Genomic DNA, 3,937 nt, shown 5'->3' with positions numbered 1-3,937 from the left:
TATGAATAGCCCATCATCAATGTTTGGTCACACCTTACTTCGTATTGATGCAAAAGATCAGACCCGCCATAAAGAGTTGCTCGCATTCGCAGTTAATTTTGCAGCAGAACCAAACGGCTCAGACAATGCAGCTATGTACGCACTAAAAGGCCTGATTGGCAGCTATCCTGGTAAATTTTCGCTTATGCCGTACTATAAAAAAGTACGCGAATATAATGATTTAGAATCTCGTGATATTTGGGAATACAAACTTAATTTATCTGAGCTACAAGTAGAGCTTATTTTATTGCACTTATGGGAGCTACAATCAGCTACATTTGATTACTTTTTTATTGATGAAAACTGCTCTTATCAATTACTTGCATTATTACAACTCGCACAAGAGGATCTTGATTTAACATCGTCATTTAATATGCAAGCTATTCCCTCTGATACCGTTGCAGTACTAAGAAATAACAACTTACTACAAACTCCTAATTACCGCCCTGCTTTTGGCACTAAGCTTTACCATTACTCTACTCAAATGACTAACGAACAACTTGATGATGCAAGAGAGTTAATGCAAGGTGGCTCCCTCAATACTCGTAATTACTCACAGTCGCAATTAGTCGCAATATTAGAAATGGCGTATGAATGGTTAAATTTTGAATTTTACGATAAAGCATTAAAGCGTGAAGAAATTGCACCGCGACTAACTAAGCTACTACTAATGCGCAGCAAATATAAAGTAGCTTCGCCATTTACTAAGCCAAGTCGTCCTATTGCTTCTCCAGAGCAAGGTCATGGATCTTCTAAAGTAACGCTTGGAAGAACTGAGTACGCCCATCAAAGTGACTTAACAAGCTTTGCGTATCGCCTTGCATACCATGATTTATTAGATAGCTCAGCTGGATTTATTCCTGGTGCTCAAATTAGCTTTTTTGATATTGAAGGTGCCATAAGCGACAGGGGTAACACACGCCTTGAGCATTTTTATTTATTAGATGCTATGTCACTTGCACCCGATAACCGCGTGTTTGATAGCTGGTCTTGGAACTTTAAAATGGGCTTTGATCGTCAGCCTAATAATATTCAACAAGGTCGTTGGTTTGCTAAAGGTGGATACGGAAAATCAATCGGTAACCCAAACACGTTACACGGCTATTTACTTGGCCAAGTTGAATTTAATAATGGTGGCATAACAGACAACCTAACAACAGGCATTGGTAGTGAAGCTGGTGCAATATGGCAAATAAATAACAGTCATAAACTCGCTCTTACAGCAAACATAACATGGTTAATAGATGGCCAAGCAGATAAACACAGTGACTTTGCAATAAAGTGGAATTACTCCTTATCACGTAATTTATCTATACGTACTGAACTTAAAAACCAACATTGGTATACAAGTAGTACATCGGCTAAATTTGCAATTCAATACTACTTTTAATCATTGCATATACCCACAAGCGCTTAATTATTTTTACAGCGCTTGTGGGTATATAAAACTTTACTCAATACACGTTCAATTTTCACTTCTTTAATTATGCAATAGACTCTCTACATACCTATTCATTTACTTATTTTATACATTTGAGTATATATTTCAGACAAGACCCTTTAAACTCAAAGTATTGTAGTTAGAAAGATTCTCTTATGTATCTGCGTGTTGTAGTTTTCATTTTCGTTTTTATTTTTTGCAGTAATGTAAGAGCAGTAAGCTCTCTTACTTTTATTGCCGAAGATTTACACCCTTACCATTTTAAAAACAAAAGCGGTGAAGCTGACGGAGCTTCCGTTGATATTGCTAAGGCTGTTTTAAGAGAAGCAAAGCTACAAGCTAAATTTGAAATAATGCCAATGGCACGAGCCTTTCATCAGCTAGCAGCTAATCCAAACACAATTATGCTCTCTTTATTAAAAACTCCCGCTAGGCAAAGTCAGTTTAAATGGTTAGGAGCGGTATACTTTACTGATGCCTACCTAGTTAGTTTAAAAAGCCATAAAGACGAAGTAACCCATTTAAATCATGCAAAATTTTATAAAGTAGGCACTATTCGTGGATATTTGAGTGCCAAATATTTAATAAAGATGGGGTTTGAAGAAGATAAAAATTTAATACTAGCTAGTTATTATCAGCAGGCATGGCAAATGCTTTATAAGGGTAGAACTGACTTTGTCCTTATGAATACACTCACCTTAGATAATGAACTAAAAATGTCAGGGCTCGACCCAGACTTAATAACTAAACGACTTCATTTAGCTGATTTTCCTTCAATACTCTATTTTGCTGCTAATAATCAGCTTGACGATAAAACAGCAAACTTAATCTCGCAGGCATTAAAAACTATAAAAGTAAGTGGCGAATACCAAGCCATTTTAAAAAAGTGGCAACTCCCTCTTCCTCCTTCTATAAATTAAACCTATTTAAATAAGTATATTAGCAAACATCAAGCGCTACCAAATATGATGAAAAACACCTCTGTTTAACAATTTTAAATAACATAATAACGTTAACCAACCCTATTGGTTAACCAAAACACCGTCATTAAAATAACAATTAATTATAAAAAACTACAAATTGGTAAGTTTTAATTTTTAAATTGGTATGTTAGATTGAGGTTAAGCGACGCCTGTACCGCGCAATTTTTACTTCATCACACAGAGACAATAATGATAAAAAATACATCCACATTTAAACTTACGGCTTTAGCCGTTATCACACCTCTACTTTTTACGGCTTGTTCAAGTACCCAAAGCACTAATCAGCAAAGCGATGCGCCGGTACCTGCAACAAAGTTTGATTTATCTCACTGGAAAATAAATGTACCAGTGGATTTAAACAACGACGGTAAAATTGATGAAATAGATGTAGAAGAAATTCAGACTTACGCACACCCTGATTTTTTCTATCTGGATGATAAAGGCTACATGGTATTTACCTCCCCTAATAAAGCGCTTACAAGTGCTAACTCTACTAATACCCGTAGTGAACTTAGACAAATGATCCGTGGATCAAATACTAAAATTAAAACTAAACACTCTAAAAACAACTTTGCTTTAGCTGTTCACCCGCTATCTGACCGATTTGGCTCTGTTGGTGGAAAAATGGAAGCAACGTTAAAAGTAGATCACGTTGCGCTACGTGCGACTGATCCTGATAAAAAAGCAGCTTACTCGGTTGTTGTAGGGCAAATTCACGCAGGTAAAGATCAGGCACTTATTGATACCAAGCTTGGTTATGGCTGGGGCAATGAGCCACTTAAAATATATTACAAAAAATGGCCAGGGCATAAAACAGGCTCAGTTTTTTGGAACTACGAACGTAACTTACCTAAAACCAATCCTGACCGTAAAGACATTACTTACCCAGTTTGGGGTAATACATGGGAAAACCCTAATCAGCCTGGCAGTGCCGGTATTGCACTAGGTGAAGAATTTAGCTACACGGTCAATGTGTATAAAAATGTTATGCACCTTACATTTAGCGCACAAGGCAAAGAAGACGTTAACTACTCTATTAACTTAGGTAATAACGTAGATGCTTATGGCAAAGTGGACGAAAAAGACCATCCACATGGTTACGCTGCAGATTGGCATTACTTTAAAGCCGGCGCTTATAACCAATGTAGCACTAAGAGCGCTAAAGGTATTTGGTACCCAGGTTGTTTAGGCACTGGCGATTGGACTACAGATAAACAAAATGGCGATTACGCTCAAGTAAGCTTTAGTAAACTAGAGTTAAGCCCAGCGACACCGCCAACAAAATAACTAGGCTAGTACAGCCTCAGATAAGTAATTTTTTAGTGATGTAAACAGTGGCGTTGGTAGATTATTAATATCGCACCAGCGCCACTTTAAACATTTATTAGGCTCTTTAAGCTCAGGCTCTCCGCCTTCAAAATCAGCTTTTACATACAACGTAATATAGTGTTTGTTCTCTGCTGTAAAAATATCA

At 36.9% G+C, this 3,937-nt stretch carries 3 protein-coding genes and 1 pseudogene; 3 read left to right on the top strand and 1 reads right to left on the bottom strand.

The genetic code is table 11. The features are described from left to right. The 3 genes from H5072_RS13600 to H5072_RS13590 form a co-directional block, all read left to right on the top strand. Positions 1-1,429, top strand: a 1,429-nt coding sequence (locus H5072_RS13600) for a DUF4105 domain-containing protein (protein ID WP_182693819.1), incomplete at its 5' end; no start/stop codon positions are given. Positions 1,430-1,635: 206 nt separating this feature from the next. Further along, complete coding sequence (locus H5072_RS13595; protein WP_024596684.1) at positions 1,636-2,400, top strand: ABC transporter substrate-binding protein; 765 nt, start codon at positions 1,636-1,638, stop codon at positions 2,398-2,400. A 252-nt stretch (positions 2,401-2,652) separates the two neighbouring features. Then, a complete protein-coding gene (locus H5072_RS13590) occupies positions 2,653-3,750 on the top strand; it encodes a polysaccharide lyase family 7 protein (protein ID WP_182693818.1) in 1,098 nt (365 codons plus the stop codon). On the opposite strand, the pseudogene H5072_RS13585 reads toward H5072_RS13590, so the two are convergent. Further along, positions 3,751-3,937 (bottom strand): annotated as a pseudogene (locus tag H5072_RS13585) (ADP-ribose pyrophosphatase); the annotation flags it as partial.

The organism is Pseudoalteromonas sp. SR45-5 (genome assembly GCF_014163565.1).
GTDB lineage: Bacteria > Pseudomonadota > Gammaproteobacteria > Enterobacterales > Alteromonadaceae > Pseudoalteromonas > Pseudoalteromonas distincta.
The sequence above is the reverse complement of the archived record's forward strand: the minus strand, read 5'-3'. Positions and strand labels throughout refer to the sequence as shown.

Bases quoted from the DNA above. Each gene is read 5' to 3' on its own strand.
- H5072_RS13595 (WP_024596684.1), top strand. From the start codon at position 1,636: ATGTATCTGCGTGTTGTAGTTTTCATTTTCGTTTTTATTTTTTGCAGT.
- H5072_RS13590 (WP_182693818.1), top strand. From the start codon at position 2,653: ATGATAAAAAATACATCCACATTTAAACTTACGGCTTTAGCCGTTATC.